This window comes from Streptomyces sp. NPDC029296 (assembly GCF_055569255.1).
Genome location: NZ_JBVHXT010000005.1, coordinates 133,340 through 156,637 on the forward strand (window position 1 = coordinate 133,340; position 23,298 = coordinate 156,637).

The 23,298-nt window shown below is 74.6% G+C and carries 14 protein-coding genes; 6 read left to right on the plus strand and 8 right to left on the minus strand.

Going from position 1 to position 23,298, the window contains the following annotated elements:
- The first annotated feature begins 120 nt into the window (after positions 1-120).
- The 4 genes from ACZ4W9_RS06300 (at position 121) to ACZ4W9_RS06315 (ending at position 6,924) form a co-directional block, all read left to right on the plus strand.
- The gene (locus ACZ4W9_RS06300; protein WP_467933563.1) at positions 121-798 is read left to right on the plus strand and encodes a spermine/spermidine synthase domain-containing protein; all 678 of its coding nucleotides are present in this window, start codon (positions 121-123) and stop codon (positions 796-798) included.
- 112 nt (positions 799-910) lie between these two features.
- Positions 911-1,651 carry a response regulator transcription factor gene (locus tag ACZ4W9_RS06305; protein WP_030789897.1) on the plus strand — a complete coding sequence of 247 codons (741 nt, stop codon included), beginning with the start codon at positions 911-913 and terminating at the stop codon, positions 1,649-1,651.
- Positions 1,648-2,772, plus strand: a complete 1,125-nt coding sequence (locus ACZ4W9_RS06310) for a sensor histidine kinase (RefSeq protein WP_467933564.1) — start codon at positions 1,648-1,650, stop codon at positions 2,770-2,772. The genes ACZ4W9_RS06305 and ACZ4W9_RS06310 overlap by 4 nt, the downstream gene beginning before the upstream one ends.
- Before the next feature lie 300 nt (positions 2,773-3,072).
- The gene (locus ACZ4W9_RS06315; protein WP_467933565.1) at positions 3,073-6,924 is read left to right on the plus strand and encodes a multifunctional oxoglutarate decarboxylase/oxoglutarate dehydrogenase thiamine pyrophosphate-binding subunit/dihydrolipoyllysine-residue succinyltransferase subunit; all 3,852 of its coding nucleotides are present in this window, start codon (positions 3,073-3,075) and stop codon (positions 6,922-6,924) included.
- A 55-nt stretch (positions 6,925-6,979) separates the two neighbouring features.
- On the opposite strand, the gene fxsT is transcribed toward ACZ4W9_RS06315, so the two are convergent.
- The 8 genes from fxsT to ACZ4W9_RS06355 all read right to left on the minus strand — a co-directional run bounded on the left by fxsT (position 6,980) and on the right by ACZ4W9_RS06355 (position 20,047).
- On the minus strand, positions 6,980-9,985 hold the full coding sequence (fxsT, locus tag ACZ4W9_RS06320) for an FxSxx-COOH system tetratricopeptide repeat protein (protein WP_467933567.1): 3,006 nt from the start codon (positions 9,983-9,985) through the stop codon (positions 6,980-6,982).
- Positions 9,986-10,066: 81 nt separating this feature from the next.
- Complete coding sequence (locus ACZ4W9_RS06325; protein ID WP_467933568.1) at positions 10,067-11,383, minus strand: aKG-HExxH-type peptide beta-hydroxylase; 1,317 nt, start codon at positions 11,381-11,383, stop codon at positions 10,067-10,069.
- Positions 11,380-11,655, minus strand: a complete 276-nt coding sequence (locus tag ACZ4W9_RS06330) for a hypothetical protein (RefSeq protein ID WP_467933569.1) — start codon at positions 11,653-11,655, stop codon at positions 11,380-11,382. Before ACZ4W9_RS06330 ends, ACZ4W9_RS06325 begins: the two co-directional genes overlap by 4 nt.
- A gap of 91 nt (positions 11,656-11,746) precedes the next feature.
- Positions 11,747-15,445, minus strand: a complete 3,699-nt coding sequence (locus ACZ4W9_RS06335; protein ID WP_467933571.1) for an SAV_2336 N-terminal domain-related protein — start codon at positions 15,443-15,445, stop codon at positions 11,747-11,749.
- A 7-nt stretch (positions 15,446-15,452) separates the two neighbouring features.
- Positions 15,453-16,457, minus strand: a complete 1,005-nt coding sequence (locus tag ACZ4W9_RS06340) for an AAA family ATPase (protein ID WP_467933572.1) — start codon at positions 16,455-16,457, stop codon at positions 15,453-15,455.
- Between the two features lie 183 nt (positions 16,458-16,640).
- Positions 16,641-19,280: a VMAP-C domain-containing protein gene (locus tag ACZ4W9_RS06345; protein ID WP_467933573.1), complete on the minus strand. Its 2,640-nt coding sequence runs from the start codon at positions 19,278-19,280 to the stop codon at positions 16,641-16,643.
- Positions 19,277-19,687, minus strand: coding sequence for a CU044_2847 family protein (locus ACZ4W9_RS06350; RefSeq protein ID WP_467933575.1), 411 nt, complete (start codon positions 19,685-19,687; stop codon positions 19,277-19,279). Before ACZ4W9_RS06350 ends, ACZ4W9_RS06345 begins: the two co-directional genes overlap by 4 nt.
- A gap of 180 nt (positions 19,688-19,867) precedes the next feature.
- Positions 19,868-20,047: a DUF6104 family protein gene (locus ACZ4W9_RS06355; protein ID WP_003992906.1), complete on the minus strand. Its 180-nt coding sequence runs from the start codon at positions 20,045-20,047 to the stop codon at positions 19,868-19,870.
- Positions 20,048-20,584: 537 nt separating this feature from the next.
- On the opposite strand from ACZ4W9_RS06355, the gene ACZ4W9_RS06360 reads away from it, so the two are divergent.
- Positions 20,585-21,685 (plus strand): DUF4097 family beta strand repeat-containing protein, encoded by a 1,101-nt coding sequence (locus ACZ4W9_RS06360; RefSeq protein ID WP_467933576.1) that lies wholly within the window; start codon positions 20,585-20,587, stop codon positions 21,683-21,685.
- 1 nt (position 21,686) lies between these two features.
- Positions 21,687-22,769: a PadR family transcriptional regulator gene (locus tag ACZ4W9_RS06365; RefSeq protein ID WP_467933577.1), complete on the plus strand. Its 1,083-nt coding sequence runs from the start codon at positions 21,687-21,689 to the stop codon at positions 22,767-22,769.
- Positions 22,770-23,298 lie beyond the last annotated feature (529 nt).

A 23,298-nucleotide genomic window follows, 5' to 3' on the forward strand; every position in this document is an offset into this window, starting at 1 on the left:
CGGCGCGCGGCGCTCTCCCACCCGCCGGGCATCCGCGCTCCCCGCCCGGGGGCCACTCGTCCGTGGACGTCCCGCACAAATCCCGTGACCGCCCGGCCCTGTTCGAGCAGGATGGGGGGCATGACTGCCCTGTACGACACTCCCGTGATCCTGGATCGGCGCGAAGGCCCGTACGGCGAGGTGGTGCTGCGCAGGCACGGTGTGCACCTGCAGATCATCGCCAACGGCTGCTTCCTGATGGACACCTCCGACGGCCGCTCGGAACGGCTGCTGGTCGACGCCGCGCGGGACGCGCTGGACGGGCGCCCCGCCCCGGCGGTGCTGATCGGCGGGCTGGGCGTGGGCTTCTCGCTCGCACACGCCGCGGCCGACCCGGCGTGGGGGCGGATCACCGTCGTGGAGCGGGAGCCCGCCGTCATCGACTGGCACCGGGACGGCCCGCTGTCCGAGATCTCCGCCGGCGCGCTCGCCGACCCGCGCACCGCGATCGTGCGAGCGGATCTCGTGACCTACGTCAATGAGACATCGGACACGTTCGACGCGCTGTGTCTCGACATCGACAACGGCCCCGGCTGGACCGTCACCGAGGACAACGACAGCCTCTATTCGCCGGCCGGACTCGCCGCCTGCGCACGGCTGTTGAGGCCCGGCGGAGTACTCGCGGTATGGTCCGCCGAACCCTCTCCGGAATTTGAAGGAACCTTGCGGAATGCCGGGTTCCAGCAGGTGCGTACCGAAGAGGTGCCGGTTGCCCGGGGCGTTCCCGACGTCGTCCACCTCGCCGTCCGACCTGGATAGCGACAGCGCGGTGAGTCCCCGTAATGTGCTGCCCTGACGCCGATCATTCAAGCGTCGAACGCAGACATGGGATCACCCCACGGATTCCGGAAAGCAACAACAGGGGCGGGCGATGGAGCAGACACACACCTCCCAGAGCGGCGCGGCGACGACCACCCCGGGCGCACAGCGCCGGGTGCTGGTCGTCGAGGACGACCCCACGATCGTCGACGCCATCGCGGCCCGGCTCCGCGCCGAGGGGTTTCTGGTGCAAACGGCGGCCGACGGACCGGCCGCCGTCGACACGGCCGAGGCCTGGCAGCCCGACCTGCTGATCCTGGACATCATGCTGCCCGGCTTCGACGGCCTCGAGGTGTGCCGGCGGGTGCAGGCGCAGCGGCCGGTGCCGGTGCTGATGCTCACCGCGCGCGACGACGAGACGGACATGCTGGTCGGGCTCGGCGTGGGTGCCGACGACTACATGACCAAGCCGTTCTCCATGCGGGAACTGGCGGCCCGGGTGCACGTGCTGCTGCGCCGGGTGGAGCGGGCCGCGCTGGCCGCCGCCACGCCCCGCACCGGCATCCTGCGCCTCGGCGAACTGGAGATCGACCACGCGCAGCGCCGGGTGCGGGTGAAGTCCGAGGACGTCCACCTGACGCCCACCGAGTTCGACCTGCTGGTGTGCCTGGCGAACACCCCGCGCGCGGTGCTCTCCCGGGAGCAGCTGCTGGCCGAGGTGTGGGACTGGGCGGACGCCTCCGGCACCCGCACGGTCGACAGCCACATCAAGGCGCTGCGCCGCAAGATCGGCGCCGAGCGCATCCGGACCGTGCACGGCGTGGGCTACGCGCTGGAGACACCGGCCCCGTGAGCGACAGCGGGCGCCAGGCCGCACGGAGGAGCCCCGGGATCCTCGGCGAGGACCCCTGGGGCGGCGTACGCCCGTTCTCGATCAAGACCAAGCTGGGCGCGCTGGTCGTCATCGCGGTGCTGATCACCACCGGACTGTCGATCGTCGCGGTGCACACCAAGACGGAGCTGCGCTTCATCACGGTCTTCTCGATGATCGCCACCCTGCTCATCACCCAGTTCGTGGCGCACTCGCTGACCATGCCGCTGGACGAGATGAACACGGTGGCCCGCTCCATATCGCACGGCGACTACACGCGCCGGGTGCGGGAGAACCGCCGGGACGAACTCGGCGACCTGGCCCAGACGATCAACGTCATGGCCGACGAGCTGGAGGCCCAGGACAACCAGCGCAAGGAGCTGGTGGCGAACGTCTCGCACGAGCTGCGCACCCCGATCGCCGGGCTGCGCGCGGTGCTGGAGAACATCGTCGACGGGGTCACCGAGGCCGACCCGGAGACCATGCGGACGGCCCTGAAGCAGACCGAGCGGCTCGGCCGCCTGGTGGAGACCCTGCTGGACCTGTCCCGGCTGGACAACGGCGTGGTGCCGCTGAAGGCCCGGCGGTTCGAGGTGTGGCCGTACCTGTCGGGCGTGCTGAAGGAGGCCAACATGGTCGCCTCCGCGCGCGCGGGCATCGCCTCCGGCTCGGGCAGCCACACCCGCACGGACGTCCATCTGCACCTGGACGTCTCGCCGCCGGAGCTGACCGCGCACGCGGACCCCGAGCGCATCCACCAGGTCGTCGCCAACCTGATCGACAACGCGGTCAAGCACAGCCCCCCGCACGGCCGGGTCACCGTACGGGCGCGGCGCGGGCCGCAGCCGGAGTCGCTGGTGCTGGAGGTCCTGGACGAGGGCCCCGGCATCCCCCGCTCCGAGTGGCACCGGGTCTTCGAGCGGTTCAACCGGGGTGCCGCCACCCGGCCGCACGGCCCGGGCAGCGACGGCGGAACCGGGCTCGGGCTGGCCATCGCCCGGTGGGCGGTGGATCTGCACGGCGGCCGGATCGGCGTGGCCGAATCCGAGCGTGGCTGCCGGATCATCGTCACTCTTCCGGGACTGACTTCCCCGGCGAGTTGACGTAAGGTCCGAACCGGAAGACCAAGATCCACACCGGTCGTCGCGCGTTCGCCCGGCTCGACACGTGTGATCAGCGCAGGCCCGGGGCACCCGTCGGACAACGGCGCGCCGGGCCGCGCCGCCGCACCCTCTCCTGCGCGGAACCACGCTTGTTTCCCGCCATATCAAGCCCCGAAACAAGATTTCCGATGTGACTTACGCGACGATGACCATGCCCGACCTGACCTTCCCGGCCAGGGAGGCGTAGCCTTTATTCCCGCTGTCCATCACCTTGTGAAGCGGAAGAGGGCGGTTGCCGCCGTGTCGCCACAGTCCCCCAGTAACTCATCGAGCATCTCCACCGACGACCAAGCCGGGAAGAACCCCGCCGCCGCGTTCGGTGCGAACGAATGGCTCGTCGACGAGATCTATCAGCAGTACCTCCAGGACCCGAATTCCGTAGACCGCGCCTGGTGGGACTTCTTCGCCGACTACAAGCCGGGTGCTCCTGCCACCCCGGCCCCGGCGGGTGCTGCGGCCACGGGGGCCGCAGAGACCACCCCGGCCCCGCAGGCACCCGCGGCCCCGGCCCCCCAGGCCGCCGCCCCGGCCCCGAAGCCCGCCGCGGCCCCCGCTCAGGCACCCGCCCAGGCACCCGCGGCCCCCGCTCAGGCGCCCGCGGCGAAGGCCGCCCCGGCCAAGCCGGCGCAACCCGCACAGGCGCCCGCTCAGCCGAAGCCCGGTGCAAGCACCGGCTCCACTGGAGCGGCTGGCGCCGCGCGGTCTTCGGCGAAGGAGGCCCCGGAGGGTCCCGAGCTGGTCACGCTGCGCGGCCCGTCCGCCGCCGTGGCGAAGAACATGGACGCCTCGCTGGAGATGCCGACCGCCACCTCGGTCCGCGCCGTCCCGGTGAAGCTCCTGTTCGACAACCGGATCGTCATCAACAACCACCTCAAGCGCGCCCGCGGCGGGAAGATCTCCTTCACGCACATCATCGGGTACGCGATGGTGCAGGCCATCAAGGCCATGCCGTCGATGAACTGGGCGTACGGCGTCAAGGACGGCAAGCCGACCCTGATCAAGCCGGCGCACGTCAACCTCGGCCTGGCCATCGACCTGGTCAAGCCGAACGGTGACCGCCAGCTCGTCGTGGCCGCCATCAAGAAGGCCGAGACGCTGAACTTCTTCGAGTTCTGGCAGGCCTACGAGGACATCGTCCGCCGCGCCCGCGACGGCAAGCTGACGATGGACGACTTCTCCGGCGTCACGGTCTCCCTGACCAACCCGGGCGGCCTCGGCACCGTCCACTCCGTGCCGCGTCTGATGCCCGGCCAGTCCGTGATCATGGGCGTCGGCTCCATGGACTACCCGGCGGAGTTCCAGGGCACCAGCCAGGACACCCTGAACAAGCTCGGCGTCTCCAAGGTCATGACGCTCACGTCGACCTACGACCACCGGGTCATCCAGGGCGCCGCCTCCGGCGAGTTCCTGCGCCAGGTCGCCAACCTGCTGCTCGGCGAGAACGGCTTCTACGACGACGTCTTCGAGGCGCTGCGCATCCCCTACGAGCCGGTCCGCTGGCTCAAGGACATCGACGCCAGCCACGACGACGACGTCACCAAGGCCGCCCGCGTCTTCGAGCTGATCCACTCCTACCGGGTCCGCGGCCACGTCATGGCCGACACCGACCCGCTGGAGTACAAGCAGCGCAAGCACCCCGACCTGGACATCGTCGAGCACGGCCTCACCCTGTGGGACCTGGAGCGCGAGTTCGCCGTCGGCGGCTTCGCCGGCAAGTCGATGATGAAGCTGCGCGACATCCTCGGCGTGCTCCGCGACTCGTACTGCCGCACCACCGGCATCGAGTTCATGCACATCCAGGACCCCAAGCAGCGCAAGTGGATCCAGGACCGGGTGGAGCGCCCGCACTCCAAGATGGAGCGCGAGGAGCAGCTGCGCATCCTGCGCCGGCTGAACGCCGCCGAGGCGTTCGAAACCTTCCTGCAGACCAAGTACGTCGGTCAGAAGCGGTTCTCGCTGGAGGGCGGCGAATCCGTCATCCCGCTGCTCGACGCGGTGATCGACTCCGCCGCCGAGTCCCGCCTGGACGAGGTCGTCATCGGCATGGCCCACCGCGGCCGGCTGAACGTCCTCGCCAACATCGTCGGCAAGTCGTACGCGCAGATCTTCCGCGAGTTCGAGGGCAACCTCGACCCGAAGTCGATGCACGGCTCCGGCGACGTGAAGTACCACCTGGGCGCCGAGGGCACCTTCACCGGCCTGGACGGCGAGCAGATCAAGGTCTCGCTGGTCGCCAACCCCTCCCACCTGGAGGCCGTCGACCCGGTCCTGGAGGGTGTCGCCCGCGCCAAGCAGGACATCATCAACAAGGGCGGCACGGACTTCACGGTGCTGCCGGTGGCGATCCACGGCGACGCGGCCTTCGCGGGCCAGGGCGTGGTGGCCGAGACCCTGAACATGTCGCAGCTGCGCGGCTACCGCACCGGCGGCACGGTCCACATCGTCATCAACAACCAGGTCGGCTTCACCGCGGCCCCCGAGTCCTCGCGTTCCTCCATGTACGCGACGGACGTGGCCCGCATGATCGAGGCCCCGATCTTCCACGTCAACGGCGACGACCCCGAGGCCGTCGTGCGCGTGGCGCGGCTCGCCTTCGAGTTCCGCCAGGCGTTCAACAAGGACGTGGTGATCGACCTCATCTGCTACCGCCGCCGCGGTCACAACGAGTCGGACAACCCGGCCTTCACCCAGCCGCTGATGTACGACCTGATCGACAAGAAGCGCTCGGTGCGCAAGCTGTACACCGAGTCGCTGATCGGTCGCGGCGACATCACCCTGGAAGAGGCCGAGCAGGCGCTCCAGGACTACCAGGGTCAGCTGGAGAAGGTCTTCACCGAGGTCCGCGAGGCCACCTCGCAGCCGGCCGCCGGCGACGTCCGGGCGCCCCAGGACGGCTTCCCGGTCGCGGTGCCGACCGCGATCTCCTCGGAGGTCCTCAAGCGGATCGCCGAGTCCCAGGTCAACATCCCCGACACCATCACCGTCCACCCGCGGCTGCTGCCGCAGCTCCAGCGCCGCGCGGCGATGGTGGAGGACGGCACGATCGACTGGGGCATGGGCGAGACCCTCGCCATCGGCTCCCTGCTGCTGGACGGCACCCCGGTCCGGCTGGCCGGCCAGGACTCCCAGCGCGGCACCTTCGGCCAGCGCCACGCGGTGCTGATCGACCGGGAGACCGGCGAGGAGTACACCCCGCTGCAGTACCTCTCCGAGGACCAGGCGCGGCTGAACGTCTACAACTCGCTGCTGTCCGAGTACGCGGCGATGGGCTTCGAGTACGGCTACTCGCTGGCCCGCCCGGACGCGCTGGTGATGTGGGAGGCCCAGTTCGGCGACTTCGTCAACGGCGCCCAGACGGTCGTCGACGAGTTCATCTCGTCGGCGGAGCAGAAGTGGAGCCAGACCTCCGGCGTCGTCCTGCTGCTCCCGCACGGCTACGAGGGCCAGGGCCCGGACCACTCCTCCGCGCGCCCCGAGCGGTTCCTCCAGCTGTGCGCGCAGAACAACATGACGGTCGCCATGCCGACCTCGCCGTCGAACTACTTCCACCTCCTGCGGTGGCAGGTGCACAACCCGCACCACAAGCCGCTGGTCGTCTTCACCCCGAAGTCGATGCTGCGCCTGAAGGCCGCCGCGTCGAAGGCGGAGGAGTTCACGAACGGCCAGTTCCGCCCGGTCATCGGCGACGCCACGGTCGACCCGGCCGCGGTCCGCAGGGTCGTCTTCTGCGCCGGCAAGGTCTACTACGACCTGGAGGCCGAGCGGCAGAAGCGGGGCGTCACGGACACGGCGATCATCCGCATCGAGCGGCTGTACCCGCTGCCGGGTGACGAGCTCCAGGCGGAGGTCAACAAGTACCCGAACGCCGAGAAGTACCTCTGGGCGCAGGAGGAGCCGGCGAACCAGGGTGCGTGGCCGTTCATCGCGCTCAACCTGATCGACCACCTGGACCTGGCGGTCGGCGCGGACATCCCGGCCGGTGAGCGGCTGCGGCGCATCTCGCGTCCGCACTCCTCGTCGCCCGCGGTGGGCTCCGCGAAGCGGCACCAGGCCGAGCAGGAGCAGCTCGTGCGTGAGGTGTTCGAGGCGTAGGCCTCCCGAAAAGGGCCCGGTACCGAGTTCGCGCTCGGTGCCGGGCCCTTTCGCGTCAGCCGAGGTACGCCTCGAAGTCCCAGTACGGCCTGGCCCGCTGCCTCGCCGAGAGGGTGTGCGGGTGCTGTGCGCCCAGGGTGCGGGTGAGGGAGAGGAGGGCGTCCTCCTCCAGCTTGCCCGCCTCGTCCTGTTCGTTCGCCGCCCGGAGGTCCGCGGCGAGCGCCACCTGGCAGGACAGGGTCAGCGGGTGTTCGTGGCCGAGCGCGTGGCGGGACCGGCGCAGGGTGTCGCGGCTCAGTTCCACCGCGTCCTCGATCCGGCCGCAGAAGTTGCGTCCGCCGGCCGCGTTGAGGGCGCAGCCCAGCACCCACGGGTGGTCCGGGCCGAGCGTGGCGCCCAGTCCGGCGAGCGCGGACTCGAACATGGACAGCGCCTCGGCCCGCTCGCCGGCGGCCTGCATCACCAGCCCGGTGTTGGTCAGCATGCCGGTGGCCACGGGGTGCGCCGGGCCGAGCAGCGAGCGGCAGCCGGCCTCCGCCTCGTCGATGAGGTCGCGGGCCTGGCTGAGATCGCCGTGCTCGCGCAGGTAGTTGCCGTAGTTGGTGAGGAACGCCAGGGTGCGGTAGTGCTCGCGGCCGTTCAGCTGGACCAGCTGGTCCAGCAGGCCGGCCATGGTCGGGCCGACGTCCGGCGCGTGTCCGCCCTCGCGGCGCCGGCACATGACGAGCTGGGCGCGGGACTCCAGGGTCTGCGGGTGCTGCGGACCGAGCACCTGGACGTGGAGCCGTACGACGGGTTCCTGGCGGGCCAGTGCCTCCCGGTAGCGGCCGAGCAGGCGCAGGCTGTGGGTGACGGCGTTGCCCGAGTGCAGGGTGTTGATGTGCCGGGCGCGCAGCACGGTCTCGCTCCGGGCCAGGGTCTCCAGGTCGAGGTCGAGCGCCTCGGTGTACCGGCCCAGCATGCGCAGGGTGACGCCGAGGTTGTGCCGGGCGACCAGGGTGGGGGGCTCGTCCCGGCCGAGGAGCCGTTCGTTGCCCTCCAGCACCTCGCGCTGGAGGTCGTACGCCTCCTGGTAGCGGCCGAGGGCGCGCAGGCCGGAGGCGAGGGCGCTCTTGCTGACCAGCTCGCCGATCTCGTTGCGCCGGGGCGCGGCCCGCAGTTGCCGGAGCACGCCCCGGTGCAGTTCGTACAGCTCGCGGAACCGGCCGCTGTTGCGCAGCATGTTGCCCTCCTGGGTGGCCAGGTCGAGCATCGGCTGGTCGATCGGGTCCATGAACCGGGACCAGTGCTCGCGCACCTGCCGGGCCAGTTCCAGGCCGCTGCCGTACTCGCCGCTGCGGGTGCAGTAGCGCAGGCAGTTCAGCACCAGTTCCTGCACGCGCGGCTGGCCGCTCGCGAGGGCGCCGGAGGGCTGGAGGTGGGGCAGCAGTTCGGCGTAGCGGGGCCAGTTGCGGCTGTCGGCGGGGTTGCCCGGGTCGGCCTCGGCGAGCAGGGTGCGCACCGCCCGCCGGTGCAGGTCGCCGCCGTTGTCCCCGGTCAGTTTGGAGACGATGTCGTGGACCAGGCGGTGCATGTGCACCGACTCCTGGTGCGGGCCGGCGTCGGCGGTGAGCGGTCCGCGGGTCTCCCGGGTGAGCACCGAGTAGTTCACCAGGGTGTCCAGGGCCCGGGTCCAGGCGGGCAGGTCGGTGGCCATCCAGCGCAGTTCGCCGGGCAGTTCGGCGCGCGGGTAGGCGCGGATCAGGCCGAGCGGGATGCGTCCGGGGGCGAAGGCGGTGCACAGGCCGAGGACCTCGATGGCCTGCGGCTGGGAACGGCGCAGCCGGTTGAGCAGGATGGCCCAGGAGGTGAGGGAGGACTGCGGGAAGCCGTCCCGGGCGACGGGCTCGTCGACGGTGGACAGCCGGCGTTCGCGCACCATCCGCAGGTATTCGGCGGCCTCCATGCGGGACTCGCCGAGCCAGGAGGCGGCCTGCACCAGCGGCAGCGGCACGTCGCCGAACTCGGCGGCCACCTCGTCGGCCTCGCGGGCGGTGATGTGCGGGGCGCGGCGCAGGAGGTAGGCGGTGGACTCGGGGCGCAGGAAGGACGGGATCTCCAGCACGTCGGTGTGCTCGCTCCAGCCCCGGTTGCGGGAGGTGATCAGGACGTGCCCGGTGCCCTGCGGGAGCAGCGAGGCGATGCCGTCGGTGTCGTCCCAGCCGTCGAAGATCAGCAGCCAGTTGGCGTACGGCTCGCCGCGCCGCAGGGCGTTGCGGACCGCGCGGATGCGTTCGCCGGGCTCGCTGCCGATGCGCAGGCCGAGGTCGACGGCGAGTTCGCCGAGGCGGTCGCGCTGGATGGTGCGGTCGTCGCTGTTGACCCACCACACCAGGTCGTAGTCGGTGCTGAAGCGGTGGGCGTACTCGGCGGCCAGCTGGGTCTTGCCGATGCCGGACATGCCGACGAGGGTGCAGGCGGCGGCTCCGCGCTCGGCGTCGGCGAGCCGCTGGTGGAGTTCGCCCAGCAGGTCGTCGCGGCCGGTGAAGCGCGGGTTGCGGCGGGGCACCTCGCCCCAGATCTCGCAGCGCTCGTCGGGGTAGCGGATCCGGCCCGGCAGGGCGCGGGGGCGGGCGAGCGGTTCCAGGCCGAGCCGGCGCAGCAGGCGTTCCTCGGCGGCGGCCTCGCTCAGCGACCACAGGCTGGCCGGTTCGAGGACGGCGGTGGCGGGCAGCAGCGGCCGGTTGGTGAGGTTGACCGCGGCGAACCGGTCGGCGTGCGCGGCGACGAAGCCGCGCAGCGCGTCGTTCCACTCGCCGGGCGGGCGCGGGCCCAGCTCGAAGAACCAGTCGTTGAGGACCAGCAGCACCTTTCCCCGGGCCAGCAGCAGGTCGCCGAGCGAGTCCTCCAAGGCCACCTCGCGCGGCGGGTCCCAGCGCTGGAGGGTGGCCCGGTGGCCGTGCCGTTCCAGGCACTGCGCGATCCACGCCGCCCACGAGCGGTAGTACCCCGGGAAGACCACGAGCACGTGCTCGGGTGCCGCCGCCGCGCCGCTCGCGCCCGGCCGCCGCTGTTCCGCCATCGCCGCTCCCTGTTCCACCGCGGCCGCCGGTCGTCGGGCGGACGCATACATAACGTAACGCAATAATGACCCTACGGAGCGTCACCCGGGCGGGTGGGCCCGCACCCCCAGGCGTGCGTGGTGACTGCCCATCTGCCGGACGAACTCCCTTCCCTGCGGGGTCAGTTCATCGGAATCGGCCAGCACGGACAAGGCCTCGGCGACCTGTTCCCGGCAGGCCTCGAACCGCTCGGCGGCGCGCCGCCGCCAGGCCCGGGCGCATCCGGTGCGGGCCCGCCCCCACAGGTCGAGGAGCGCGAGGTGGGCGTAGGCGCCCTGGAGCACGCCGGGGACCGGGCGCGGGTCCTGCCGCCAGCCGACCCGGTGCAGGCTGCGGCCGGGCCGCCACAGCGGGACCAGCTCGTCCAGCACGGCCAGCTTGGTGTGGTGCGTCTCGTGCACCAGCAGCTCGGCCAGCTCCCGCCGGTCGGCGGGGAGCTGGGCCAGGACGGCGCCGGGCGCGGTCCGCACGGTGGCGCTCAGCGACGGTCCGGCGCCGGCGGGCGGCACCAGCGGGACGACGGCCCGTACCAGCGCCGCGGTCTCCGTGGCGCGGGCCGGATGGGTGGCGGCCAGCAGGGCCCGCGCGCCGCGCCACCGGGCGGCCCAGGCGGCGTGGTCGGAGCGGGGACGCTCGGCGGCGGGCAGCGCCGTGGGCCCGATGCCGCCGGCGGGCACCCGGTGGGGGTCGACGTCGTCGAGTACGGCGTCGCCGCCGGGCAGGGTGAGCAGCGCCGACCAGGCGAGGGCGCCGTCGGCGGTCCACCGGGTGCCGGCACCGGCGGCCCCGGGCAGCAGCAGGGCGCGGCCGTCGCCGTCGGCGACCCGCAGCGTCCCGGCCCGGCCGGACAGCCGGACCCGGCCCGGGGCGCCGCGCAGCAGCCCGGTGCCGGGCAGGGCGAGGGTGCCGGCCGGCAGGTCCCGGGTCGTGGTGAACGGGCAGTGGGCGCGCAGCGCGGCGGCGACGGCCACCGCGCCGAGGCCGGCGAGACCCTCCGCGAAGGCGGGGCCGTCGGGCGCGGCGAGTACGGCGGCCAGCCAGGCGCCGGTCGTCGGGTAGTCCAGTACGGCGCGGACGGCCGCCGGGCCGGCGCGCTCGGCCCGTTCCAGCAGCGCCCAGTCGTCCTCGAAGCGGCGCCGCGCCGCCGGCGGCAGGGCGGGGCCCGTGGCCTCGGCCCGGACCAGCAGGGACTTCAGCAGCAGCAATCGCCGGGCGTGCAGGGCGGTGTGCAGGGCCGAGGTGGCGGCGGGCAGCGGCCGGGTGCGGGCGAGGGCGGCGAGGATCCCCGGCGAGAGCGGGCCGGGGGCCGGGGCGGCCGGCCGTATGTCCCCGACGGGTCCCACGGCTCCCCGGGTCATGCCACGGTGTCCTCGCCGCGTAAGGGCGGCGCGGGAGAGGCCGAAAACGCATGCCCCGGCCGGCCCGTCACAAGGCCGTCGTCACTCTGGGTGGTGTACCAGACCCGGCGCAGCCCCTCCGGGTCGGCGAGCACCCCGGCGACCGCGGCGAGCACCGCCGGATCGTCCATGGCACGCAGTGTCGGCAGGTCGACGTCGGTGAGGTCGGGCGGGAACGCGACGCCTTCGGCGTCCACGCCGAGGCCGGCCCCCCGTGTGCTGAACTCCCCCACCCTCGGCTCCTCCCTGCCCACGCCCGCCCCGCACGGCCGCAGTGGCTGCCCACTTCTTCCCTACCGGCCGGAACCGGAAACCCCGGACGGCTCAACTCCGGTCACGCGCGCCCGCGTCCGGCCAGTCCTCGGACCACGGCCACCAGGGCGGGGCCGTCTCCCGCCAGACCCGCTCCGGCAGCGACCGGGCGTGCGGGGGCGGCGGTTCCCGTTCGGCCCGCCGGGTCAGCTCGGCATCGGCCCAGTCGGCTTCGCGCAGCGCCCCGAGGAGCCGCTGCCACTGCTCCCGGGCCGCGCCGAACGCCTCGCGGGCCGCGCCGGGGCGGTCCATCAGCGCCAGCACCGCGCCACGGCCGTGCAGGGCGCGGGCGGCCGTCACCGAACCGGGGTCGCCGCCGTGGGCCGCGCACGCTTCCCGCTCGGCGTTCTCGTACGCCTGGAGCGCCTCCGTCAGCAGCGGCGCGCCCGCGCGGTACCAGCCCTCCAGCCGCACCCGGCCCAACTGGAGCCACGCCTCGGCCCGCACGGCGGCGTCGGTCGTCGCGCGCACCGCCTGGCCGAGCAGATGGCGGCTTTCGAACAGGTCGGGCAGGAAGCCGAGGTGGCGGAAGCGCTGGGCGAGCGCGCTGCCCACCAGGCCCTGGAGCCGGCCGCGGCGCGCGGACCGGGCGGGCAGCGCGGTCAGCGCCTCGCGCAGCACGTACTCGGCCCGGTCCACCACGGCGGCGCCGTCGTCCGCGGCGGCCCGCCGCAGCAGCGATTCGCCCCAGGCGGTGAGCAGCCGGACGCGCGGGGGGCCGTCGGCGGGGGCGAGCGGCGCGGCCCGCTCGTAGGCCGCGTCGGCCTCCGCGAACTCGCCCGCCGCGTCGTGGAAGCCGGCGAGCGCGGCCAGGGCGGGCAGCAGCAGGGCGGGGTCGTCCCCGGCGGCCTGGAGCGCCTCGCGCAGCGTCCGCCGGGTCTCGGCGTCCTCGGCCCCGGCCCCGCGCAGGGCCCGCGCGAGGTCGAGCAGCACGGGCACCCGTACGGCCCCCGAAGCCCGCTGCCCCGCCGGCGCCGCGCACGCTTCGCGCAGTTCGGGCACGGCGTCACCGGGTCGCCGCAGGTCGAGCAGCAACCGCCCGCGCAGGAGGACCCGGGCGCGATGGGTGTGCACCTCCCAGGGCACGTCCGGCACCTGCCCCACGGTGACTTCCCGGACAGGGCCGCCGACGGCACCGGGGGACGGCGGGGGCGCGGCGTGGGGGGCGGTGGTGGGCGCGGACGGACTTGCGTGGCTGCCGGGAGGCACGGGGGGCGGGCCGGTACGGGTGCCGGAGGCCGTGGGCACGCCGTCGTCACCGTCGGCGGGCCATGGCGCACCGTGCGGGCGCGGACCGAGGTCGACGTCCGGACGTGGGCCGAGGTCGACGTCCGGGCGCGGGCCGAGGTCGACGTCCGGGCGCGGACCGGGGCCGACGTCCGGGCGCGGGCCGAGGTCGGCGTCCGGGCGTGGGCCGAGGTCGGCGTCCGGATACGGACCGGGGCCGGAGTCCGGAGGCGGAGGGGCGGAGTCCGGAGGCGGAGGGGCGGTGCCCGGACGCGGAGGGGCGGTGCCGGCGTTCGCGGTCGCGGTGGTCTCCGCGGTGTTCCCGGTGCCGTGGCCGCCCGGCCCGGGCAGGTCCTCACCCGGGCCCCGCTCCCCCTCGACGCCGGCCCGCCAGGCGCGGGCCCGTGCGGTGACGCGGGGCCAGGGCGGGGTGCCGGGGTCGAGGACGCGCAGCGCTTCCGTCAGGTGGTCCGGTTCCGCCGTCAGGCGCCACAGCTCCCTACGGCCGCCGGCCAGTTCGAGCGCCGTCTCGGCCCGCTCCCGGCTGTCGGCGCGGGCGGCGCCGTACGCGGCGGCGAGTTCGGCCACGGCCTCCCGCAGCAGTCCGGCGCGCCGCCCCTGAGCCCGCGCGCCCGCCGTACCGGCCTCCGCGCGCAGCACCCGGCCGAGGACCAGCAGGGCCCGGGCCGTGCGGCCGGACCCGCCGGCCGGGGCGGCGCCCGCCGTCGCGGCGCGGGCCTGTTCACCGGCCCGGCGCAGCAGCTCCGGGTCGGCGAGCTGCCGCCACCGCACGAGCAGCCGCTCGGCCTCGGCCAGCGGGTCGGGCGTGACCAGGTCGGGCAGGTAGAAGCGCAGGACGCGGGCGGGGATCCGGGCGAACAGCTCGGCCTCCACCCCGTCGCCGTACGGCGTTCCGTCGTCCTCGGGCGGCTGTCCGGCCGTGGGGGCGTGGTCGGCGAGCCGGGCCGCGGCCAGGGCGGCGAAGTTGCGGGTGCCCTTGCCGAAGTGCCGCTCCACATAGGCCGAGCAGTGCTTGAGGACGAGTCCGGCGGTGTCCTGGTCGAGGGAGGACAGCAGCAGGTCCTGCATCCGGGGCGAGTAGGCGAAGCACGGCTGGTCCTCGGTGCCGGGCACCTGCCGCAGCAGTCCGCTGAGCAGCACCTCCGCCAGCTCCATGGGCCCGGTGTCCGGCAGCATGGCCCGCTGGACCAGCCGCATGACGGGCAGCGTGAGGGGCGCGGCGGCGAGGTAGACGGCCAGCCGGAGGGCGCCGGGCGAGGCGCCGGCGCGGAAGGCGCGCAGCAGCTCGTCGTCGCCGCGCGGGGGCGGCGCTTCGACGTGGCCGGCGGGTGCGGCGGCGGGGTGGGCGAAGCCGGCCCAGGCGGGCTCACGGGTGGGTCCGGTGCCCGCGAGCAGCCGGGCGAAGGCCTCGAACGCCTCCGGGGTGGGCTGGAGCACGGGCACGGGCCGGGCGCCGGGCGGGACCTCCTCCCACGGCTCGTCCTCGGGCAGGAAGTCCAGGCGTCCGCCGGTCTCCCCGGTGCGCACCAGCAGTCCGGGTTCGGCGGGCAGCGCGGTACGGCCCCACAGCCGGGGCGGCAGCGGCTGGACCACGGCCAGCGGGGCGGTGCGCGGCCAGCGGTGCAGCAGGCGTTGCGCGGTGCCGCTCTGCCACAGCGGGCCGACGCAGTCGCTGATGACGAAGGTGAGCCGGCGCCCGCTGGGGTCGTGCAGTTCCTCGGCGGGGCGCAGCCGGGTGCGCCGGCCGGGACCGGCGGTCGTACCGACGAGGGGGGTGCCGGATTCGTCGGCGTAGAGCTGGTGGACGCGGACGGAGGCGAACGCTCCGGACTGCTGGCAGGCCTGGCGCAGTTCCTCGACCATCTCGCCCCAGACGGCCATGGCGGGGCCGGTGTCCATGAGCAGCTGGACCTCGCAGCGCCGGTGCCGGCCGGGCCGGGTGACCGGGAGCAGGATGCCGCTGGCGGCGGCCCGCTCGGCGGTGGCCGTCTCGTCGATCCGCTCGTCCCGGCCGGGCACGGGGGCCGTGCGGTAGCGGCCGAGGGCACGCAGTGCCTTCTGCAGGCCGAGCAGTCCGGGCAGGGCGCCGGCGGCGGGGGCGCGGACCGGGAAGGTGGTGGCGGCTCCGCCGTCGTCGGTGCCGCCGGTCCGGCCGGGCGGGACGGCGGGGGCCGGGGTGCGCAGCGGCACGGCGGGCGCGGGCGGGTCCGCCGGGGGCGCGGCCGTGGCGCCCCGCCCCGGCTCCCCGCCGGCGCCGGGCGGCGCGGCCGGCCGCTCCGGTCCGGGGGCGCCGCCGGTGACCGGGCCCGTCCCGTCCGCTCCGGGCGGGCCGGCGGCGTCGGGGGATGCGGCCGTGCCCAGCCGCCGGGCCAGCCACAGCGCGTCGGCGAGGTCCTCGGCGGTCGGCTGGAGACCGCCCTGGCGCAGCTTGCCGATCAGCTCGTCCAGACGCATCCCCGGCATCCGCCCCTCACCTCGTACGGTCGAGCGGTTGCATCAGCATCTCGGCGATCCGCTCCCGGCTGAGGCCCTGCGCGTGCGGATCGTGCTGGGTGAGGAACAGGGCGTTGAGGAGTTGGTCGGCGGCGAGCACCTCGCCCGGTTCGCGCTCCAGGAACCTGCGGATCAGGTCCGCGCCGGCGCCCGCGCCGTCCGCGCCGAGGTGTGCCTCGACCATGGCGGTGAGCTGCTCCTCGCCGGGCGGGTCGAGCTCCAGCTGGACGCAGCGGCGCAGCAGCGGGGCGGGGAAGTCGCGTTCGCCGTTGGAGGTCAGCACGATCACCGGGAACGCGGTGCACGCGATGCGCCCGCCGTGCACGGCCACCCGGTCGCCGTCGTGGGTGAGCACCTCCACCACGGGTTCCCGGTCGGCCAGCCGCTCCAGCTCGGGGATCGAGAACTCGCCCTCCTCCAGGGTGTTCAGCAGGTCGTTGGGCAAGTCGAGGTCGCTCTTGTCGAGTTCGTCGATGAGCAGCACCCGGGGCTCCCCGGCGGGCAGCAGGGCGGTACCGAGGGGGCCGAGCCGGATGTAGGAGCCGATGCCGGAGGCCGTGTCGCCGCCACGGGCGCGCTCCAGCTGGACGTCCTGGAGCCGGGCTATCGCGTCGTACCGGTACAGCCCGTCCTGGAGGCTGGTACGGCTGACGATGGGCCAGCGCAGCACCTTGCCGAGGCCCAGTTCGTGGGCGATCGCGTAGGCCAGGGTCGACTTGCCCGTGCCCGGGTTGCCGGTCACCAGCAGGGGCCGGCGCAGATAGAGGGCCGCGTTGACCGCGTCGACCTCGGCCGGGCGGGGCGCGTAGTTCTCGACGAGCCGGCGGCGCACCCCGAGCCTGCGGGCGCTGCTGGGGTCGTCCGGGCCGCTCGCCGTGCCGTCCCGGGAGGCGGCGAAGTCGCGCCAGGGCGGCGGCGCCGGCAACCGCCGCATGCCGTCGTGCGGCTGACCCACTCCGCGGTAGATCCGCCAGTCGTTCACCTTGGGCTCCTCCCGGCTTGGGTGATCATGCAGCGGGCCCGGCCGTTCGACGTACGAGGCTACCGTTCGCCGGCCGGATCCGCCGGGGTTCGCGGTGCCCGGCTCCCCGTCCGCGCGGGTGAACCTCCGTGCCGGCGCGCGGAGTTGACGCGGCGTCCAGCGGACGGGCGGAACCGGCGGCGGTCAGCCGCCGGGCGCGGCCAGCGGCGGGGGCCGCATGTTCTCCGACCCGTACGGCGGCCGGTCCGGCGGGTCGAACAGTACGGCGACCTTCCCGCGCAGGCCGTGCGCCCGGGCGGTGTCCGGGTCGGCCAGCCGGATGCGCAGGTCGCGGACCGGGCCGTGCAGCCCGTCGGCGTGCCCGGCGAGGCCCAGCAGGCCGGCGGCCTGCCGGTGGAAGTCCCCGCACTCGTCGTGGTCGTGCCGGTCGCGGCGCCAGAGCACCACCGAGTGCCCGGAGCGCAGCGCGTCCCGCATCGCCGCGTAGCCCTCGCCGCTGCCGACGGGACCGCAGTACACCGGCACGGACGCGTCGCCCAGTGCCGACAGGGCGCCGTAATAGGGGTACTTGCCCCCGGTCCCGGCGCCCGGCGGGTGCCCGTCGGCGACCGCCCGGCCGTGCAGCGTCCCGTGGGCCAGCGGCCCGTACCGCACGCCCTTCCAGCGCCGCCGCCACTCCGGGGCGGGGGGCAGGCCGTTGCGCCGCACGTCCCGGATGACGACGGTCCGCCGCATCCCGAGCGGCAGGGCCCGCTCGTCCACGAAGTCGTCGTCCTCGTCGTCCTGGTCGTCGTCCCCGGTGGACCCGGCGAGTCCGGTGCCGTCCGGGCCGGGCAGCAACTGCCAGTCGTCCACGGGGAGATCGAACAGCTTGCGGGGCAGGAAGACCTCGATCGCGGCGAGGTGCTCGCCGTGGTCGCCCTGGCTCAGCGCCCGCGCCAGCGGCTCCCGCAGCACGCGCGCCAGTTCCTCGGCCCGCACGCCCCGGTCGTCGCCGTCGACGGGGGTGACGTCCTGGCCGTCGTAGAGCAGTTGCACGCTCCAGGGATGCCGGCCGTAGATGGCCGGTCCGACCTTGACGAGGACGTCGGTACGGGAGTCGGAGGAGGGCCCGGGGACGGCCCACGCCGGACACCCCGGGGCGGGGGCGGGTATCCGGTGACCGGCGGCGGGCGGGGCGAGCGGCGCCCGGGCGGGCTCGGGGGTGGGGCCCGCGGGCAGGGCGGTGCCGGCGCAGGCGGCCGGGGCCGGCGTCGCCGCGACGGCTTCGGCGGGCGGCGGCGCCGGGGCGCTTCCATGGGGAGAGGGAGGTGCGGTGGACGGATCGGCGAGGAAGCCGTCGGGGAGGTGGGGCGAGACGGCCGAGCGGCCCGGGGGGACGGGCTGTACGGCGGGAGGGGTGGTCCGGTCCTCGGGCCGCACGGCGGGAGGTGCGGTCGTCCTGTCGTCGGGCCGCACGGCCGGCGGGGCGGGCCGGTCGTCGGGCCGTACAGCCGGTGGGACGGACGGGCCGTCAGTGGCGGCGCCTGGCGGAACCGGCCGGCCGTCCACGGGCGCCCCTGGCGGAACCGGCCAGCCGTCAGGAGGCGCCCCTGGCCGAACCAGCCGCCCCCCGGTGGGCGCGTCCGGTGGATCCGGCCGGCCGTCGGCTCCCTCCAGCAGTGCGCGGATGGCCTCGCCGACCGCCCAGTGCCGGTGGCCGGCGGCCTGCCCGGCGATCCAGTCGGTGAACTCCCGCAGCCGCTCCGCGTCCACCTCCCCGGCGCGCTCCCGGGCGGCCTTGCGCGCCACCCGGGCCGCGTACAGCAGCACGGCGTCGAGGTCGACGAGCGTTCCGCCGCCGCCCGGCGCCGGCGTGCGCAGGCCGTACAGCAGCCCGGCGCCCTCGCGCCAGGTGCGTACGTTGCGCAGCAGCAGCGAGCGCAGGCGTTCCCCGCGTACCTGCGCCTTGACGTCCTCCACGAGGTGGACGACCTCACCGGCGCCGGCCGGCGGCGGCAGCTGGGCGAGATGGCCGTACAGCCGCGTGCGCAGCTCCGCGGTGATCCCGGAGACGGACGGCGCCCGGCCGGGCAGGGCGGCCTGGAAGGCGGTCCAGTCCGGCTGCGGCGAGGGGGCGCCGAGGAGGCTCGCGTGGTGCAGGTCGTGGGCGCGCAGCACCGTACGCGCCACGCGGCCGGCCTCCCGCGAGTCCAGCAGTTCGTACAGCGCGGTGACCGGGACGGCGACGCCCTCCTCCCGTCGGCGGCCCTTGATCACACCGATGACGCAGCCGTGCCGCAGGTCGAGCACCGGCCCGCCGGACAGTCCGCCGATGGGCAGGCTCCCGGCGAGCAGCAGGGCCCGCGCGTCGGATCCCGCGAGTTCGCCCGTGCCGTGCCGGATGCCCAGCTCTCCGGTCTGCGCCGACCAGCCGTAGAGCCCGAGGGGCGTGCCGGGGCCCGCCTCCCGGTCGCCGAGCCACAGGCAGCGCACGTCGTCGGCGCCGGCGACCCGGACGAGCGCGAGGTCGGGGAACGGCCAGGGGTCCCGCGGCGGTCCCCCGCCCTCGGGCCGGGGTACGACGGCGGCGGCCGTCCCGGTGGAGCCGCGCGGCTCCCAGGTGCCGTCGGCGGTGCGCTCCTGCCAGGTCACGTTCAGGGCGCTGTCCCCTCGGCACACCGCGGCTCCCCCCTTCCCCACGACATGGGCGCAGGTCAACAGCCAGCCGGGGGCTATGAAGAACCCCGAGCCCCAGTAGGCGTCACGGTCCGTTGCATACCCGTCACCCGGTGCGCCGATGCGCGCGAGGGAGGGGCGCACCATCTCGTCGAAGGCGCTCATGCGGCGCCCGGCGCCGGGGACCGCGGCGGTACGGCGGTGCCGTCCGGTGCCGCGGGATCCGCGCCGTCCGCCGTCGCGGCCGGTTCGGTCCAGGTCAGGGACACGGTGAGGGAGGACCGGCCGCCGCCCTCCGCGATGGCGCTCACGATCTTGCCGGCCTGCGCCGTCAGTTCGATGCCGAAGCTGACGGAGACCTCGACGGGGGCCGGGGTGTCCAGACCGGCGCGCAGGGAGCGCACGACTCCCCCGACCGTGCCGGCCAGCCCCTCCGCCATGTCGATGACCCGGCCGCCGAGTCCGGTGTCCCAGTAGCCGCCCTCGTCCAGCTCCTCCTCGTCGGCCGCGCCGATCCTGGCCCAGACGACGGTCCCGTCGTCCAGGCGTATCCGTTCGACTCCTCCAGCCATGACGCCCCCGTTCGCCGATGGGAGGAGAAGGCTAACTCCGGGGCGGGGAGAGGGGGAGGGGAAGAGGTGCGCCGGTGAACGATACGGCCGATGATCGCCCCTGGGGGGCGCGGAAGCGGCCGTACGCGCACGCTCCGCACGCCCGGCTGTGTCCGGCCTCCGCGCGGGGGGCTCGTCGGCCTACTCGTCGTCCTCGTCGTCGAGCCGGGCGAGCCAGGTGGCCAGCCGCTCCACGGGCACCTCGAAGTCCGGGTTCAGGTCCACGAACGTGCGCAACTGCTCGGCGAGCCACTCGAAGGTGACCTCTTCCTCGCCACGCCGCTTCTCCAGCTCCTCGATACCGCGGTCGGTGAAGTACATAGGGGCTACGTCTCCTGCGTGAACATCCAGCCGGCAACTCTCCCCACCAGCGTATGCCGCCGCCGCGGCGGGCCGGACAGGGGCGGCCGCGCGCCACCGCGCCCACCCGTCCGCACTCCCTTCGCACCGTCCCGCGCCCGCCCGTCCGCACTCCCTTCGCACCGTCCCGCGCCCGTCTGTCCGCACTCCCTTCGCACCGTCCCGCGCCCGCCCGTCCGCACTCCCTTCGCACCGTCCCGCGCCCGTCTGTCCGCACTCCCTTCGCACCGTCCCGCGCCCGCCCGTCCGCACTCCCTTCGCACCGTCCCGCGCCCGTCTGTCCGCGCTCCCCTCGCACCGTCCCGCGCCCGCACCACTGGCCGCACAACCGCACGCCGGTGCATCCCCCGCGTGCGCCACCGCCCGCGCCGCATGGGCCGGGCGCGGGGTCGCGCGGGCACTCGAAAGGGTGTCTTGACTTCCCGTGGCCGCGATATAACGTGTTTTGGAGAGGACGCGATATGGCGTGTCGTCGCTCTGCCCGGCCGAGGAGGTCCCATGTCCGAGTGGTCCGTCACCGAACCCAAGAAGCTGACCTTCGACAGCCCCGTGCGCGAACTTCAGGTCCGCATCATCAACGGCACGGTGAACGTGGTCGGCACGGAGGAGACGACGGCCCGCCTGGAGGTCTCGGAACTCGACGGCCCGCCCCTGGTGGTCACCCAGAGCGGCACCACGCTGACCGTGGCGTATGAGGACCTGCCCTGGAAGGGTCTCCTCAAGTGGATCGAGCGCAGGGGCTGGCGCCGCAGCGCGGTGGTCTCCCTGGCGGTCCCGGCGGACACGCGCGTGGAGGTGGGCGTGGGGGGCGCCGGCACGGTGGTCTCGGGCATGCGCGGCCCGTCGGTGATCAGGGGGGTGAACGGCGACACCACCCTGGTCGGCGTCTCGGGCCCGGTCCGCGCGGAGACCGTCTCGGGAAGCGTGGAGGCCCAGGCGGTCACCGGGGATCTGACGTTCCACTCCGTGTCGGGGGACCTCACCGTGGTCGAGGGCTCGGGCCCCTCCGTGCGCGCCGACACCGTGAGCGGCTCGGTGATCGTCGACCTGGACCCGGACGGCCCCACGGACGTCGGCCTGACCAGCGTCTCCGGTGAGATCGCCATCCGGCTGCCGCATCCGGCGGACGCCGAGGTGGAGGCGAACACCGCGAGCGGTGTGATCTCCAACGCCTTCGAGGGACTGCGGGTGCACGGCCAGTGGGGCACGCACAAGATCACCGGCCGCCTCGGCGCGGGCACGGGCAGGCTGCGGGCCACCACGGTCTCCGGCTCGATAGCCCTGCTGCGCCGCCCGCCCCGGGACGAGGAGGAAACCCGCGCCGGAGACCCCAGGCCCCCACGAAACCCCGCCACGGGCACGGGCGCGGACAAGGACACGGACCCGGCCACGGGCAGGGACACGAGTGGGGGCACGGACACCGGCGCCGGCACGACGGACGGCACCGCCCCCGCCGCCGCCACCACACCGGACGCCCGAACGGCACCCCACCCGGCCGATCGCTCCCCGGCCGCTCCGGGGGACAATTCCGTCTCCGGCCAGGACGCCGCCGCCACCGGCGCACCGGCCGACGGCACGACCGACAAGAAGGTGCTCTGACATGCCTCCCGTCTTCGCCCACGGCCGCCTGCGCCTGTACCTGCTCAAGCTGCTCGACGAGGCCCCGCGCCACGGCTATGAGGTGATCAGGCTCCTGGAGGAACGGTTCCAGGGCCTCTACGCCCCCTCGGCGGGCACGGTCTACCCGCGCCTGGCCAAGCTGGAGGCGGAGGGCCTGGTCCGGCACACCACCGAGGGCGGCCGCAAGGTGTACGCCATCACGGACGCGGGCCGCGCCGAACTGGCCGACCGCAGCGGTGAGCTGGCCGACCTGGAGCTGGAGATCCGCGAGTCGGTCGCGGAACTGGCCGCCGAGATAAGGGCCGACGTGCGCGGCGCGGCCGGCGACCTGCGCCGCGAGATGCGTGCCGCCGCCTCCGAGGCGCGCCGCTCACGGACGTCCGGGAGTGACTTCACCCAGGGGGAGTCCGGCGAGCCGGGTGACAAGGAGGCGTGGAAGGCCGCCAAGGAGGAGATGCGCCGGGCCAAGCAGGAGTGGAAGGAGCAGGCGCGGCGCGCGAAGGACGAGAGCCGCCGGGCCCGCGAGGAGGCCCAGCGGGCCCGCCGCCAGGCACAGGAGGCGCAGGCACGGGCGCGGGTCCAGGCGCAGGAGGAGGTGCAGCGCATCGCCCGGCGCGTCCAGGAAAGCGTCCAGGACCACTTCACGCGCGGCGACTGGCCGACGGGCCTCCGCGAGGGCCTGTCCGAACTGGCGAGGGAGTTCGGCGAGTTCGGAAAGGACTTCGGCAAGGACTGGGGAAGGGACCTGGGCAAGGACTTCGGCAGGGACTGGGGCTCCCCCCGTGCCGCCGAGGAGACGCCCCGGCCCACCCCGCCCTCGGAGCCGCACTACACCCCGGCCCCGGAGGACTTCCCCGCCGGGTACGAACCGGGCTGGGCCCACGAGACGCCCACCGGCGACCCGGCCCGCGACCTGGACCGCCTCCTGGACCGCTTCCGCGACGACATCCGGGACGCGGCCCGGGACAACGGCATCACCCCGGCCCAGCTCCGGGAAACCCGCCACCATCTCACCAAGGCAGCGGCCCACATCGCGGCGCTTCTCCACCCGCGCACCCCCTGACCGGCACCACACCGGCCCCCAGGCACCCCCACCGACCGAACCGGGAAGGCCCACCCACCACCCAACCGAGTCGACTGAACGAACGGGCACGCTCCCCGGGGGCCAGGGGAGCAGCCCCGGAGACCCGCCTCCCGGCCGACCAAATCGACTCGACGGACGGGTGGGCAAACCCCCGAGGCCGAGACGGTGCCCTGCGGTGCCCGCCCTCCAGCCGACCGAGTCGGGTGGAGGGTGAGCAAACTCCCCGGGCTAAGGGCAGTCCGGAGGCCCGCCTCCCGGCCGACCGAATCGAGCGGACCTGCGGGCGAACGCCCGGGGCGAGAGGGCCCCGGAGGTCCGCCTCCCGGCCAACCGAATCGACCGGACGACGGGTGGGCTGGGCAGACTCCCGGGCCGAAGGCGAAGCCCCGAAGACCCACCTCCAGCCGCCCGAGTCGAGCGGACCTGCGGGCGAACGCCCGGGGCGAGAGGGCCCCGGAGGTCCGCCTCCCGGCCAACCGAATCGACCGGACGACGGGTGGGCTGGGCA

Bases quoted from the DNA above. Each gene is read 5' to 3' on its own strand.
- ACZ4W9_RS06335 (WP_467933571.1), bottom strand. From the start codon at position 15,445: ATGCCGGGGATGCGTCTGGACGAGCTGATCGGCAAGCTGCGCCAGGGC.
- ACZ4W9_RS06355 (WP_003992906.1), bottom strand. From the start codon at position 20,047: ATGTACTTCACCGACCGCGGTATCGAGGAGCTGGAGAAGCGGCGTGGC.
- ACZ4W9_RS06300 (WP_467933563.1), top strand. From the start codon at position 121: ATGACTGCCCTGTACGACACTCCCGTGATCCTGGATCGGCGCGAAGGC.
- fxsT (WP_467933567.1), bottom strand. From the start codon at position 9,985: ATGGCGGAACAGCGGCGGCCGGGCGCGAGCGGCGCGGCGGCGGCACCC.
- ACZ4W9_RS06325 (WP_467933568.1), bottom strand. From the start codon at position 11,383: ATGACCCGGGGAGCCGTGGGACCCGTCGGGGACATACGGCCGGCCGCC.
- ACZ4W9_RS06360 (WP_467933576.1), top strand. From the start codon at position 20,585: ATGTCCGAGTGGTCCGTCACCGAACCCAAGAAGCTGACCTTCGACAGC.
- ACZ4W9_RS06350 (WP_467933575.1), bottom strand. From the start codon at position 19,687: ATGGCTGGAGGAGTCGAACGGATACGCCTGGACGACGGGACCGTCGTC.
- ACZ4W9_RS06365 (WP_467933577.1), top strand. From the start codon at position 21,687: ATGCCTCCCGTCTTCGCCCACGGCCGCCTGCGCCTGTACCTGCTCAAG.
- ACZ4W9_RS06345 (WP_467933573.1), bottom strand. From the start codon at position 19,280: ATGAGCGCCTTCGACGAGATGGTGCGCCCCTCCCTCGCGCGCATCGGC.
- ACZ4W9_RS06305 (WP_030789897.1), top strand. From the start codon at position 911: ATGGAGCAGACACACACCTCCCAGAGCGGCGCGGCGACGACCACCCCG.